This is a genomic window from Pantoea sp. USHLN256 (assembly GCF_037149875.1).
Taxonomy (GTDB): domain Bacteria; phylum Pseudomonadota; class Gammaproteobacteria; order Enterobacterales; family Enterobacteriaceae; genus Pantoea; species Pantoea nemavictus.
Genome location: NZ_JBBCQO010000006.1, coordinates 130,850 through 145,047, shown reverse-complemented (window position 1 = coordinate 145,047; position 14,198 = coordinate 130,850). Strand labels below are relative to the sequence as shown.

Sequence of the window (14,198 nt, the reverse complement as noted above, 5' to 3'; positions counted from 1 at the left end):
TAGCCAAATGACAGTGATTATCACCGCTAAAAAACATACAAAAGTTATTGGTAAATGTTGAATATCTGAACGATTCTTCGTGCGTTATGACGTTCAGGCAGCGGAATGTGCTAGTAAAATGGCATAAGAAATCAGCATGATGCATAAACCGGTCATAAGAAGAATGTGTCACGAATTAAGCGGGCGGGTTCGATTTGGCGTGGGGTGCAGAGATGAAAGTGGACATAATGGTGATTATTTCGGGTTTAACTGGCGGAACGGGTGTATTTACGGGTTTTGCTGTTTGCTCGTTGCGGTGCTCAGGAAAGGCGGCTCGAACGCTAAGACGGCGTGAATACGTCCCTGTCGCCTCGTCCGCCGCATCCTTGCGGCGGACGCTTTGCTAACCGAGCCGCCTTCCCATCGCCTGCACGTGTGGTTGCGCTTTTAAACAGAGCGCAGCGGTCCAATGTGGTGATCCGCCAAATTACAGACGAAAAAAAACCTGCTTATAAAAGCAGGTTTCTTCAAAGATGGTCGGCGAGAGAGGATTCGAACCTCCGACCCACTGGTCCCAAACCAGTTGCGCTACCAAGCTGCGCTACTCGCCGATGGGGGCGCATATTACTGCGCCGCTAAAAAAGCGTCAATCCCTTTTGCTGAAAACCCATCTGATCGCCTGGAAAGCAAGCAGCACCTTAAAAGCCCTGCTGCTCAATGGGTTCGGCGTAGCGGTCGCCATTAATGGAGACCGCAGGATATTACAGCGTTTTAGCTGGAGTGCCCGCAGGTGCCTGGCACCAGTTATTGGCAGCTTTGATCCCGCCATCTGGCGAGGTATAACCCAGGCAGCCCAAAATGGTGTCGAACAACTCAACATGACGATGCGTTTTGCCGACACGCTGTTGCGCTTGTAAGCGCTCAAAGTTGCTACGGTTGGTGGGATCGTCCAGATACTTATCGGAAGCCCACACCATCATTGGCACGCGGAATTGCTCCGGTGGCGCCATCTCACGCGGCGTACCGTGCAGATGCATATTCTCACTGATCGATTCACCATGGTCGGCGGCATAGAACACTATCGCCTTCTTATCACGCAGCTGATCGAGCACGCTATCCAGCATGGTATCAACGTATAAAACCGAGTTGTCATAAGCATTGATCAACTGCGCTTTGCTGCAGGTTTCATCAACTCCCATACACTCCGGCTTGTAGCGAGCGAAGTCGCGCGGGTAGCGCTGCGAATAGAGATAATGCGACCCTTTGGTGTGCAGGATGACCACGTGCTTACCTTTAGGGAAACGCTGCAATGATGCCTGCAGTTCCGGCACTAACAGCATGTCATCTACCGCTTTGCCCTGATTGCGCTTCTCTGAGCCAATCTGCTCGCGGAATGAGAAGTTGTTGGTGTTGGCGTTATCGTAGAACCACACTTCGCTCTGCATCGCGAACAGTTCGGAGGTAAAGCCCAGCTCTTTCAGCACGGCGAAAATATTCTGTTCTTTCAGCGTACGTCCTGGATTGTCCATGGTGCCGCCTTCGCGCACGAACATACAGCGCAGCGACAGCTTGGTGGCGGTATCACAAGACTCGCCGCGGAAGGCGACCAGATTTTTTTCTTTTGACAGCTTCGGCGTGGTATCGCGATCGTAGCCCAGCATCCCCATGTGATCCCAGCGCGTGGTTTCGCCAATCACAAACACCATATAGGTATCGTCGATGCCCGGCGGTGCGACGTAGGTAAACTGCTTCGCCGGATCAAGCAACTCTTTGCCATCCCACTCTTCATCCATTTTGGTCCAGGCAAACAGTCCCAGCGCGGCGATCCAGTTTGATGGCAGATACGAGTGTGCGACCACACCACCGTAGCTCGGTAAATCGATATTGGTGATCTCTTCGTTAACCTTCTGCAACTTGTCAAAATAGCGAATAGGCAGCCATACCAACGCCACGCTCAGCAACAAAATCACCGTCGGTTTAAGACGCTGACCCGGCGTTTTCAGCTGTTCGAACAGTGTCAGACTCAGGTTATTGCGCCAAATTAGCAGCAGCGGAAGTGCGCTCACCAGCACCATCCACAGCACGAAGCGCAAGCCAATCACTTCTTTCGAGAGATCAACATCGGTGGTCATCACTGACGCGATAATGCCGTAGCCAATCACCACGTTGAAGAACGCCATGTAATAGGCGGCTGCCACCGAAATGATCACGATGAGGCTGGCAAGAATGCGATAAGCCCATTTGCCACCCAGTGATAGCAAGCGCATCAGGAAGAAGGTCAGCAACACGGCGGCCATCACTTCTGCCGCTGCAGAGAGCCAATTAGAGAGGTTTGATTTCGTTAAAAAACCGTCAAAACGGCGATAAAATATCGGTAAATTCAGCAAGATACCGAGATATAAAGCAAGCAGCAATGACAGCTTTTGCTGCGTTAAACTTTTAATATAATTCATGAAAATATCTATTCCCGACCTGGTGTCGTTGTATCAACCGTAATGTGACTATTTAAAGACAGCAGAGTTCGCTAAACCGCAGAAAAAGCGTGACGCAACGTACAGGATCGGGACGATTCCGACTGGCGATATGGCGATGGCGCGAAGCCGAGCAGTAGAACATTTAACCAATGGTAAGACCAGAGAAATTTGCTTATCGAACCGGGAACGCCGATCTTCAGATATAAAAAAGGCTCCCGCAGGAGCCTTGCATTCTCATCACTCGCAATTAGTTGATGATATTCAGCGTGACATCGATGTTGCCGCGCGTCGCGTTTGAGTATGGGCAAACGATATGAGCAGCATCAACCAGCTTTTGCGCTTCAGCAGCGTCCATGGCTGGCAGGTGGATATTCAGCTTGGCTTCGATACCAAAACCGTTCGGGATTGGACCAATACCGACTTCGCCTTCAATCCACGCATCTTTTGGCATCGCAATTTTGTCACGGCCCGCCACAAACTTCATTGCGCCGAGGAAACAGGCTGAGTAACCCGCCGCAAACAGCTGCTCTGGGTTGGTGACTTCGCCGCCAGCGCCGCCCATCTCTTTTGGCACGCCCAGTTTCACATCCAGCACGTTGTCAGAAGAAGTCGCACGACCATCACGACCGCCGGTAGCTTTAGCTTTTGCAGTGTAAACAACTTGTTCTAAAGACATAATAACCTCATTTATTCGCTATATAATCGCGCACTACTTATTATGCGCAAACCTGAACTTCATTAAGGGATGCCGAGACAGCGACTTCCCGTTGGTGTAATTAGTTGGCGTGATACAAGCTGTCGCGCAATTCGTCCAACTGCCCTTTCAGCTGCGCCATCGCCTGATCATCACAGGCGGTTGCGCACTGAATGGCTTCGGGAATGGTTTCCGCTTTATCACGCAAGGCGCGACCTTCATCAGTCAGCGTCACCACCACCTGGCGCTCATCCTGCCGTGAACGCTGACGGCGCAGTAAACCGGCGCTCTCCAGACGTTTCAGCAGCGGCGTTAGCGTCGCCGAATCAAGAAACAGCTGCTCGCCAATCTCCGAGACCGTCACATCGTCCTGATTCCACAACACCAGCATCACCAGATATTGCGGATAGGTAATCTCCAGCTTTGACAGCAGCTGGCGATAGACTTTGTGCATCGCGAGGTTCGCCGAATACAGTGCGAAACAGAGCTGCTGATCTAACTGCAGTGGCGCCTGCTTCACTTTTTTGTCATCTTGATTACTGTTCATGAGTTTCAATATAAATAGCGCGCTAGATAATTGCAAGCGACTTTTCTCTGGGAGAGTGAAATATGCGAGATTCACTGGAAGAGCAAGCGCGCCGTTATGCCACTGAGGCGCACGCCGCTGCCGGCCAGCGCCGTAAATACACTGATGAGCCCTATATCGTGCATCCGGCAGCCGTGGCCGAACTGGTGCGCAGCGTCACCGATGATGAAGAGATGATTGCCGCCGCCTGGCTGCATGACACGGTAGAAGATACCCCCAGCACAATAGACGATATTGAGCGTCATTTCGGCCCGCGCGTGGCGGAGTTGGTTGATATGCTCACCGACAGCGCGCAGCCTGCAGCCAAAAATCGTGCAGCGCGTAAGCTGGCGCACTTTCGTCATACCGCGGATGCCTCGCCCGAAGCGCAAACCATCAAACTGGCCGACATCATCGATAACACCCGCGCCATCGTGCAGTACGATGCCGACTTTGCGCGTGTTTACCTTGTGGAAAAACAGGTTCAGATACAGCTATTACGCGACGGCGATCGCCATTTGTGGCAGCAGGCGGATCAAACCATTAAACAGGGGCTTGCGCAGTTAGCGCAGCCACCACACAGCGTGCCCGAGAGTTGGTTCGTGAAACAGGCGGCGAAGTATGGCGGCATAAATTAAAAAACCCGCCATAGAGGCGGGTTGGAGATCTCCCAATTAGGGATCACTCCAGCAGTTGACGCCCTAAATAGGGGTTGGCCTGCAACAGCTTCATCAGTTTGCGCGCCGTAGCGGAAGGACGTGTACGTTGCGCCTCCCAACTTTTAACTGACGAGACGCTCACCCCCATCACGCGGGCGAATTCATCCACCTGCATGCCGGTCATCTCGCGTAAACGCTGCGGCTCGGGAACTGAAGCCTGATTGAGTGTAATTTCTGATACGGAAGGCTGAGCATCACGTGTCAAAACAATCTGCTCAAGGCTGCTGAGCAACTCGACCATTGGATCTTTAAATTCCATAGAGAACTCCTTAAAAACTCACTATGAAGCACGTGAAAGTAGAGAGGTAAGCGCCACCAGGCGCTGAAACCGGACGATCAGGCTGTATCCCGAAGCGGTTTAGCATAGTTATTATCAAACCGATGCGGGACACAGCCTGTTGTGCACTGCAAAAGATGTCCGCGCAATGCAACAATAGTTCGGGTTTCTAAGTATGGGTCAGATCCCCGACTTTGCTGCCTGATTCCTGATTATTTTTTATTCTTACTTATGCCATAAAAAGATCGATTACCCTAAGCGATTGACCCGCCTGCACTTGCTGCCCAGCCTGACGTAAAAGGCGATGAATCACTCTGACGACGCGTCTGGGTTGACTATTCTCTATTCAAAAAAAGTGCCAATTCGTTATCAGTATGAAATATCTGGCTTAATATTAAATTCTTCCCTTCAGCAACGCGGATACTGCCCAATGCAGCAGCATTCACGCACCAGCATGACGCAAAGAGAGAAACAGTGATGAGCGATTTGGATTTCACGGTCAGCTATGCCTCGCACCGCGTCCCGATGATGGGACGCAATGCCATTGCCACTTCACAGCCGCTGGCAGCGCAAGCGGGAATGCGCATGTTGCAACAAGGTGGCAATGCGGTAGATGCCGCGATTGCCAGCGCAATGGCGCTCACGGTACTGGAGCCGACGGGCAATGGGCTGGGCAGTGATGCCTTCGCCATTGTCTGGGATGGCAAGCAGCTGCACGGATTGAATGCTTCAGGACGTTCGCCTGCCGCATGGAGTCTGGATCGCTTTGCCGGGCACAGTGCGATGCCGGAAATCGGCTGGGAAGCGGTCACTGTGCCGGGCGCGGTATCAGCGTGGGTGACGCTGGCCGAGCGCTTTGCCACCCTGCCGCTCACCACGCTGGCACAACCGGCGATTGAGTATGCACGTGATGGTTTCCCGGTTTCACCGCTGATTGGTCATCTATGGCAGCGCGGCTATAACAAGCTGAAACAGCAACCGGGGTTCGTCGAGTGCTTTGCGCCCAATGGCCGACCGCCGCGTGCCGGTGAGCTGTTCCGCAACCCGGCGCAGGCCGCTACCTTGCAAAAAATCGCCGAAACGCGCGGCGAAGCCTTCTATCGTGGTGAGCTTGCCGAAAAGATGGTGGCGTTTGCCGAACAGCATGGCGCCGCGCTCAGTATGGCGGATCTCAACAACCATCGCGCTGATTGGGTTGATCTGCTGTCGTGCCCGTTTGCGGGCGGATCGGTGCAGGAGCTACCGCCGAACGGCCAGGGTATCGCCACCTTGATTGCGCTGGGGATTCTGGAGCGGTGGGACATTGGTCGCTACACGCCGGATTCGGTGCCGTGGCTGCATCTTTCGATTGAAGCGATGAAGCTAGCGCTGGTCGATCTGGATCGCTACGTCAGCGATTACGATCACCTCGAATTCCCAGCAGAGCTGTTGTTGAGCGATAGTTATCTTAACCAACGTGCACAGTTAATCGATGCCGATAATGCCGGCGATTTTACCTTTGGCGCACCGCAGCAAAGTGGCACGGTATATCTCTCCACCGCCGATGCCAGCGGCATGATGGTTTCCTTTATACAATCCAATTTTATGGGCTTCGGTTCTGGCGTCGTGGTGCCCGAAACGGGTATCAGCCTGCAAAACCGCGGCTGCGGATTCTCACTCGACCCGCAACACCCCAACGTGGTGGCGGGCGGCAAGCGGCCCTTTCACACTATTATCCCGGCATTTGCCCTCGACGGCGTCGGCCAGCCGCTGATGTCGTTCGGCGTGATGGGCGGCCCGATGCAGGCACAAGGTCATTTGCAGCTGGCGCTGCGCATCATGCAGCACAAACAAAACCCGCAGGCAGCGATCGATGCGCCGCGCTGGCGCGTTGAACAAGGCCGTGCGGTGGTGGTTGAGCCGGGCATCGATCGGAATGTGCTGGCGAAACTGCGCGAGATGGGGCATCAGATTACGCTTGAGGATCCGCTGCTCGGCTATAACTTCGGCGGTGCGCAGGCGATTGTGCGCGATCCGCAGGGTTTCTACATCGCCGCAACCGAAAGCCGCAAAGATGGGCAGGCGCTGGTGTTTTAATTTGCCCGGTGCGCCCGTTGTACACGCCAGACCATTGCACTATTCTTTAGGACCATTTTCGCAAAAATTTTTATCCCGAATATTTCGAGCAGTGGCCTGGAATAGGCTGGGAGAGAGCCATTATCACAGGAGTTGAATTATGGCGTCAGGATTATCCCGCATCTGGATGCGTACCGGCATGCTGATGGTCAGCGCATTGGTCGTGATGCAACTTACGGCCTGTGGCGACAAAGAAGGCGATCAGCGTAAAGCGTTCACCGATTTTCTTCAGAACACCGTGATGCGTAGCGGCGAACATCTGCCTAGCCTGAGTGAAAACCAGAAGCAGACGTTCGGCAACTATGCCAGCGACTACGCCATTCTTTACGGCTTCTCGCAGCAGACTAATCAGGCAATTGAGCAAGGCATGCGTCCTGTGGTTGATGAGCTGGCGGCGATTCGTGTCCCGCAGGATTATCTGACCCGCCGCGACAGCTTGCGTCAGGCCAGCGGCAATCTGAGTGTGCTGACGCAGCAAATCCAGAGCGCCAAAATGCAAGCGGATAGCAGCAAAGCCACCCTGAAGCAGCCGGACGATCTGAAGAAAGTCTACGATGCTGCCTTTACCAAAGTGGTCACGCAGCCAGCCAGTACGCTGATTCCGTTGCTGCCGCAACTGCAGGCGTTGAGCCAGGCCGCGGTACAAACCGGTGATTATCTGCAATCACAAGGCGCACGCGTGAGCTTTAATGACAACGGCGTGCAGTTCCCCACTCAGGAGCAGGCAACACAGTACAATACGCTGATGAGCAATCTTTCCAGTAACGCGCAGGCGCTGACGCAAGCGCAAAATGCGGTGCAAGGCGGCTTGTAATACAACTGAGTCATTTGCTAGTGGTCGCCATCAAGGCGACCCTACTATACCGCCCTTCTTAGCGTCCTCTTCCGTTCATCCTCTTTTCAGAATTTCGTCACTTCCTTACAGCTGAGCTTTCTGCTGCAGCATTGTGTGATCTGGCGCATTTTTGACCATAAATAGTTTGTGATCTTCATCACACTTACACAACAAAGCGCTCACCCTAAAAGGTGATTTGAGTCACATTCAACCGCTTGTTTTGTCTAAAATTTCATCAGCGTTGTTTTCTTACAACCCTTTTTTGTGATCAGAGTCACCTTATTGCCCCCCTAACCCCCCAAATTAGCGTGATCTGCATCACACTTAGTGGGTGCTCTACGCAGCGTAATAAACTAGTGCTAGAGTCCGCGTGCATACAGTAATGCCACGGCCCCCGCCGTAACGTTCAAACAAAAACAAACGCGCTCTCTTATTGCAGCGCGTCTCAATAAGGGGTGGGTTTATGTCCTCATCAGTAAAGGTCAAGGTTCAGAGCTTTGGTCGCTTTCTGAGTAATATGGTGATGCCTAACATCGGTGCGTTTATCGCCTGGGGTATCATCACTGCGCTGTTCATCCCAACCGGATGGATTCCAAACGAAACGCTGGCGAAACTCGTCGGCCCAATGATCACTTACCTGCTGCCGCTGCTGATTGGTTTCACCGGTGGACGTCTGGTAGGCGGCGATCGCGGTGGCGTGGTGGGTGCAATCACCACCATGGGCGTGATCGTCGGTGCTGATATGCCGATGTTCCTCGGCTCAATGATTGCCGGTCCGCTGGGCGGCTGGGCGATCAAATCCTTTGACCGCGTGGTAGACGGCAAGATCAAAAGCGGCTTCGAGATGCTGGTCAACAACTTCTCGGCCGGTATCATCGGTATGCTGTTGGCGCTGCTGGCGTTCCTGGCGATCGGTCCACTGGTTGAAGGTTTGTCACACATTCTCGCCGCTGGCGTGAATCTGATGGTGCAGAACAACCTGCTGCCGCTAACCTCCATCTTTGTTGAACCGGCGAAAATCCTGTTCCTCAATAACGCCATCAACCACGGTATCTTCTCACCGCTGGGCATTCAGCAGGCGAGCGAGGCTGGCAAGTCAATCTTCTTCCTGATTGAAGCTAACCCAGGTCCGGGTATGGGCGTGCTGGTTGCCTATATGATTTTTGGTCGCGGTAGCGCCAAACAATCTGCAGGCGGTGCAGCGATCATCCACTTCCTTGGTGGTATCCACGAAATCTACTTCCCATATGTGCTGATGGCGCCGCGTCTGCTGCTGGCGGTCATTCTTGGTGGTATGACTGGCGTGTTCACCCTGACGCTGCTGAACGGCGGTCTGGTTTCGCCTGCTTCTCCAGGTTCCATCCTGGCAGTGCTGGCGATGACGCCAAAAGGTGCCTACTTCGCTAACATCGCGGCAATCATCGCGGCATTTGCGGTCTCCTTCGTGGTCTCTTCAATTCTGCTGAAAACCAGCAAAGTAAAAGAAGATGACGATATCGAAGCCGCAACCCAGCGCATGAAAGATATGAAAGCGCAGTCAAAAGGTCAGGCCGTTGCCGGTTCACCGGTGGCTGGCGATGCAATGAGCGTTGATCTGAACCACGTGCGTAAAATCATCGTTGCCTGTGACGCCGGTATGGGTTCAAGCGCGATGGGTGCTGGCGTGCTGCGTAAGAAAGTGCAGGACGCAGGTCTGAGCAATATCTCCGTCACCAACAGCGCGATCAACTCGCTGCCGGGCGATGTCGATTTGGTGATTACCCACCGCGATCTGACGGAACGTGCGATGCGCCAGGCACCGCAGGCACAGCATATTTCGCTGAACAACTTCCTCGATAGCGCGCTGTACAGCAACCTCACGGAACGCCTGGTTGCCGCCAATCGCAGCGAAGCACATCGTGAAACCGTGCAGACCACGCTGGCGGACAGCTACGACGAAGGCAACGCGCACCTGTTCAAACTGGGCGCAGATAACGTGTTCCTCGGCCTGAGCGCCACGCACAAAGAGCAGGCGATTCGCTTTGCCGGTGAGCAGTTGGTGAAAGGCGGCTACGTCCAGCCGGAATATGTTGAAGCGATGCTGGAACGCGAGAAGCTGACCCCAACTTACCTGGGTGAATCGATCGCTGTGCCGCACGGTACCGTGGAAGCGAAAGACCGCGTGCTGAAAACCGGCGTGGTGTTCTGTCAGTATCCGGCAGGCGTGCAGTTTGGTGATGAGCCAGAAGATGTAGCGCGTCTGGTGATCGGTATCGCCGCTCGTAACAATGAGCACATTCAGGTGATTACCAGCCTGACCAACGCACTGGACGATGACAGCGTGATTGAGAAGTTGGCAAACACCACCAGCGTGCAGGACGTGTTGGATCTGCTTTCCGGCAGCACCGTCAAAGCGTAATACAGGTTTTACCTTCCCTGGGGCGGGTAAGCCCGTCCCACACTTCCGGGGCGGACTTGCCCGCCCTTTCGTCATTTGATATGGGTCAAATTTATGAAAGCGTTACATTTTGGAGCAGGTAACATTGGTCGCGGTTTTATCGGTAAGTTACTGGCGGATGCCGGCATCGAGCTGGTGTTTGCTGACGTCAATCAGGTGGTACTTGATGCCCTTAACGCCCGTCATGAGTATCCGGTTCATGTAGTTGGCGAGCAGGCGAAAGTTGAAATCGTAACAGGCGTAAGTGCCGTTAACAGCACCAGCGATGACATCGTTACGCTGATCGCTGAGGTGGATATCGTGACTACCGCGGTAGGCCCGCAAATTCTGGAGCGCATCGCGGGTGGCGTGGCTAAAGGCCTGGCCAAACGCAGCGACAGCGGTAATGTTCGTCCACTGAATATCATCGCCTGTGAAAATATGGTGCGCGGCACCAGCCAACTGAAGCAGCATGTACTTAACGCGCTGCCTGAGCAGTATCACGCGTGGGTTGAAGCACACGTTGGTTTCGTCGATTCTGCGGTAGACCGCATCGTACCGCCATCAGAAGCCGGCACTACCGATCCGCTGGAAGTCACCGTTGAAACGTTCAGCGAGTGGATTGTCGATAAAACCCAGTTCAAAGGCGAATTGCCGAATATCCCAGGTATGGAGCTGACCGACAACCTGATGGCATTTGTTGAGCGCAAGCTGTTTACCCTTAACACCGGCCACGCGATCACCGCTTATCTCGGCCAACTCGCCGGTCACGCGACCATTCGTGACGCGATTCTGGATGAGAAAGTCCGTGCTGTCGTGCAAGGCGCCATGCAGGAGAGCGGCGCGGTGCTGATCAAGCGCTATGGTTTTGAAGCCGATAAACATGCGGCTTATATCCAGAAGATCCTTAGCCGTTTCGAAAACCCATACCTGAAAGATGATGTCGAGCGCGTTGGTCGTCAGCCGCTGCGTAAGCTGAGTGCGGGCGATCGCCTGATCAAACCTACGCTGGGCACGCTGGAATATCAGTTGCCTCACGACAATCTGGTACAGGGCATTGCCGCCGCGATGCACTATCGCAGCGAAGCCGATCCGCAAGCGCAGGAGCTGGTTGCTTTACTGGCAGAAAAAGGTCCGCAGGCGACACTGGCCGAGATTTCCGGTCTGGATGCCGATAGCGAAGTGGTCACCTCAGTGGTGAGCGCTTACAACGCTATGGCATAATGCGCGCCCTTTAGTGGTTAACTCGGGCACGCTTTTGTGCCCGTTGGCGGTAGCTGAACGATGCAGGCAATAATGGAAGAGAAGCAGGCTTTTGAAAACCGGGTGCTTGAGCGCCTGAACGCCGGTCGTTCGGTGAGAAGCTTCCTGATCGCCGCCGTTGAATTGCTGACCGAAGCGGTTAACCTGCTGGTGCTGCAAGTGTTTCGCAAGGACGATTACGCGGTCAAATACGCGGTCGAACCGCTGCTGCTTGGTGATGGCCCGCTGGGCGAACTCTCCGTACGCCTCAAGCTGATTTACGGCCTTGGCGTCATTAATCGGCACGAGTATGAAGATTGTGAGCTGCTACTGGCGCTACGCGAGGAGCTGAATCATGACGTCAGCGACTATCGTTTTACCGACGATGAAATTCTCGGGCCTTTTGGCGAACTGCACTGTGTGGTTGCCTGGCCGCCGCAGCCAGATTTCAACCGCGATGACGAACAACTCAGATCAATGCAGCAGCAGCGTTATCTGCAGATGGTGCGCTCAACCATGGTGCTGTCACTCACCGAACTGATTTCCCGCATTGCGCACAAGCAGGTGTTTAAAAAACCGGCGGTGTAGTTTCTCCGTCCTGGTAGCCAGGTGCGCATCAATGCGCACCCTACGATTGCCTAAGCGGGTTTTGTTGGACGCGCTACGCTGCAAAACCGCGTAGATTTGTGTATCCTTTGCCTGTTTTCCTTAACGAGTTTTCCCCCAATGAAAGAACAAGAAAAAGCCGAGATCAAACTTCTCAGCGATCAGCTGGATGCACTCAACCGCAAAGAAGCGCCGTTATTAGCGTCTGGCGATGCCGAGAAGCTCGGTGAACTGCTGCGTGAAAAAGAGAAGCTGGAGCTGGAAATTGAGCGCCTGCGCGGTGTGCGCACCGAAAAGCTGAGCAAAGAAGCGCAACAGTTACAGAAGCTGGGCTTTAGCCGCGAAATTACCAAGAAAGAACAGGCCAACATGGGCGCATTCAAGAAAAGCGTGCGCGGCCTGGTTGTGGTGCACCCAATGACCGCGCTCGGACGTGAGATGGGACTGAAAGTGATGACCGGCTACGCGAAGCAGCCGTTCTGATCCTGGGTTACGCGGCGTGTGAGACGTCGCGTATGATGCCCGCCGCCTGATGAACTTGTTCATTCAGACTGTCCAGCAAGGCATAGCGACGGCGATATTCGGCGCGCTTCTTGCTGGCAATCTCTTCCAAATCTTTACGCTCCGCGCGTAACGGCAACGCAAACAGCTCATCAGCACGCGCCATGCCCCCTAACGACAACCAGAATTCGCTGTAGCTGGCAAAGAACTTGTCACTTTTGCTGTGACGATAGCGCAGGCTGCGGAATACGTGCGTGGTATCGCCAACGGCGGTTATCGCCTCCACGCCACACAGTTGCGCCAGATTAAATACCGCTTCCATTAACAGACGTTTCGGGAATATGCCGTGTGCGGCTTTCGTGGCATCGCGAATCACATCGTTGGAAATATGTTTACGCGGCCCCTGCAATCCACCAATTAATAACGTGCGTTTCTGCTGTTCCTGAATAATCGAAAAGGAAAGTGAGGCAATTAACTGCGCTTCATAATGCAATTCCAGAGTAATTTCGCCTTCACGGTCAAAACGGCCTGGACAGCAGTGAATGACAAATGACTCATCATTTTTGCCGCTCAAAATAGCCAGCAGATTATCGCCCGGACTCTGCAATAAGTGGCGCAAAGCCGCACTATCCAGCCGGTCCATCAAGGTGTAGTGATCGATGATCGCCTGCGCGCGCTGTGCCACGCTGAAGCCTGCACGCAGGTAGGGGCGATGCGGTTTTGCTGGCAGCAAACCCTGAATGGTTAACAGCTGCGGCAGCGCAGACAATTGCGCTAACTGCTGCAGATAATTAAAGGTAGTAACCGGAAATACCAGCGACCTTAAGGCAAATTTCGCGCGAAATCTCCCGCTATTCCATAACTTATTTGGCCTGAACTTTCCGCTTATTAATGGCAAAAACAGTGGCGCAGACGAATCATTATTCGTCACAGAAGTCGTGATAGTAGACATGGTTATTTAGGCTATGCGAGACAAATTAGCGCTACTATATGCCCCAAATTATCAACGGAAAGTTAATAGCTTTCGCTGCGTAATCATCATGCCCAAAAATATTCTGGTCGTTTAGCCAGGGTTTATAAAGGCGAAAAAAAACCGGTGAGCAAGTCACCGGTTAGCCAGGTTGTGGACTTTTGCCTGAGCTTACTTAGCAGAAGCGAAACGCGCTGCTGCTTCGTCCCAGTTCACCACGTTCCAGAAAGCTTTGATGTAATCAGGACGTTTGTTCTGATACTTCAGGTAGTAAGCGTGTTCCCAAACGTCCAGACCGATAATCGGGAAGCCTGAAACGCCTGCAACAGCTTCACCCATCAGCGGGCTGTCCTGGTTTGCGGTTGAAACCACAGCCAGTTTGTCGCCTTTTTTCACCAGCCACGCCCAGCCAGAGCCGAAACGAGTGGTGGCAGCTTTCTCAAACTCAGCCTGGAAAGCTTCAACGCTACCGAAATCTTTTTCGATGGCCGCTTTCAGGTCGCCCTGCAGCGAGGTGCCCAGCTTCAGGCCTTTCCAGAAGAAGCTGTGGTTGGCGTGGCCGCCTGCGTTGTTACGCAGTGGACCTTTTTTGTCTGCTGGCAGCTGATCCAGTTTGGTGATCAGCTCTTCTACCGGCAGGTTTGCGAATTCGGTACCTTCCAGCGCGGCGTTAGCGTTGTTAACGTAGGTCTGGTGGTGTTTAGTGTGATGGATTTCCATCGTCTGCTTGTCGAAGTGCGGTTCCAGTGCGTCGTATGCATACGGCAGGGATGGCAGTGAATAACTCATGTTCATCTTCTCCATT

13 protein-coding genes and 1 tRNA gene are annotated in these 14,198 nt (G+C 53.6%); 7 read left to right on the top strand and 7 right to left on the bottom strand.

The annotated features are described in order from the left end of the window. Positions 1–513: 513 nt before the first annotated feature. The 4 genes from WFL93_RS16375 to WFL93_RS16360 form a co-directional block, all read right to left on the bottom strand. A tRNA-Pro gene (locus tag WFL93_RS16375) sits at positions 514–590 on the bottom strand. 150 nt (positions 591–740) lie between these two features. Next, positions 741–2,432 carry a kdo(2)-lipid A phosphoethanolamine 7''-transferase gene (eptB, locus tag WFL93_RS16370; RefSeq protein ID WP_049852295.1) on the bottom strand — a complete coding sequence of 564 codons (1,692 nt, stop codon included), beginning with the start codon at positions 2,430–2,432 and terminating at the stop codon, positions 741–743. Between the two features lie 268 nt (positions 2,433–2,700). Continuing rightward, positions 2,701–3,129, bottom strand: coding sequence for an organic hydroperoxide resistance protein (locus WFL93_RS16365; RefSeq protein WP_007890809.1), 429 nt, complete (start codon positions 3,127–3,129; stop codon positions 2,701–2,703). 100 nt (positions 3,130–3,229) lie between these two features. Continuing rightward, positions 3,230–3,694, bottom strand: a complete 465-nt coding sequence (locus WFL93_RS16360; RefSeq protein WP_007890808.1) for a MarR family winged helix-turn-helix transcriptional regulator — start codon at positions 3,692–3,694, stop codon at positions 3,230–3,232. Between the two features lie 62 nt (positions 3,695–3,756). On the opposite strand from WFL93_RS16360, the gene WFL93_RS16355 reads away from it, so the two are divergent. Then, on the top strand, positions 3,757–4,350 hold the full coding sequence (locus WFL93_RS16355; RefSeq protein WP_336778579.1) for an HD domain-containing protein: 594 nt from the start codon (positions 3,757–3,759) through the stop codon (positions 4,348–4,350). 43 nt (positions 4,351–4,393) lie between these two features. Here the strand turns inward: WFL93_RS16355 and WFL93_RS16350 are convergent, their stop codons facing one another. Continuing rightward, a complete protein-coding gene (locus WFL93_RS16350; protein ID WP_007893362.1) occupies positions 4,394–4,690 on the bottom strand; it encodes an HTH-type transcriptional regulator in 297 nt (98 codons plus the stop codon). Between the two features lie 495 nt (positions 4,691–5,185). Between WFL93_RS16350 and WFL93_RS16345 the strand changes: the two genes are divergently transcribed. The 6 genes from WFL93_RS16345 (at position 5,186) to WFL93_RS16320 (ending at position 12,405) form a co-directional block, all read left to right on the top strand. Then, positions 5,186–6,784 (top strand): gamma-glutamyltransferase family protein, encoded by a 1,599-nt coding sequence (locus WFL93_RS16345; protein ID WP_336778578.1) that lies wholly within the window; start codon positions 5,186–5,188, stop codon positions 6,782–6,784. Between the two features lie 139 nt (positions 6,785–6,923). Next, on the top strand, positions 6,924–7,637 hold the full coding sequence (locus tag WFL93_RS16340) for a DUF3053 domain-containing protein (protein ID WP_007893367.1): 714 nt from the start codon (positions 6,924–6,926) through the stop codon (positions 7,635–7,637). 484 nt (positions 7,638–8,121) lie between these two features. Next, positions 8,122–10,056 carry a PTS mannitol transporter subunit IICBA gene (locus tag WFL93_RS16335; RefSeq protein ID WP_007893370.1) on the top strand — a complete coding sequence of 645 codons (1,935 nt, stop codon included), beginning with the start codon at positions 8,122–8,124 and terminating at the stop codon, positions 10,054–10,056. Positions 10,057–10,149: 93 nt separating this feature from the next. Beyond that, complete coding sequence (gene mtlD / locus WFL93_RS16330; RefSeq protein WP_180822791.1) at positions 10,150–11,298, top strand: mannitol-1-phosphate 5-dehydrogenase; 1,149 nt, start codon at positions 10,150–10,152, stop codon at positions 11,296–11,298. Between the two features lie 60 nt (positions 11,299–11,358). Next, on the top strand, positions 11,359–11,904 hold the full coding sequence (mtlR, locus tag WFL93_RS16325) for a mannitol operon repressor MtlR (protein WP_180822790.1): 546 nt from the start codon (positions 11,359–11,361) through the stop codon (positions 11,902–11,904). A gap of 138 nt (positions 11,905–12,042) precedes the next feature. Next, the gene (locus WFL93_RS16320) at positions 12,043–12,405 is read left to right on the top strand and encodes a YibL family ribosome-associated protein (protein ID WP_007893377.1); all 363 of its coding nucleotides are present in this window, start codon (positions 12,043–12,045) and stop codon (positions 12,403–12,405) included. A gap of 7 nt (positions 12,406–12,412) precedes the next feature. Here the strand turns inward: WFL93_RS16320 and WFL93_RS16315 are convergent, their stop codons facing one another. Together WFL93_RS16315 and sodA are read right to left on the bottom strand one after the other, a co-directional pair. Further along, entirely contained in the window at positions 12,413–13,375 is a 963-nt protein-coding gene (locus WFL93_RS16315) for a VirK/YbjX family protein (protein WP_049852349.1), read from the bottom strand. Between the two features lie 189 nt (positions 13,376–13,564). Beyond that, the gene (gene sodA, locus WFL93_RS16310) at positions 13,565–14,182 is read right to left on the bottom strand and encodes a superoxide dismutase [Mn] (protein WP_007893384.1); all 618 of its coding nucleotides are present in this window, start codon (positions 14,180–14,182) and stop codon (positions 13,565–13,567) included. Positions 14,183–14,198 lie beyond the last annotated feature (16 nt).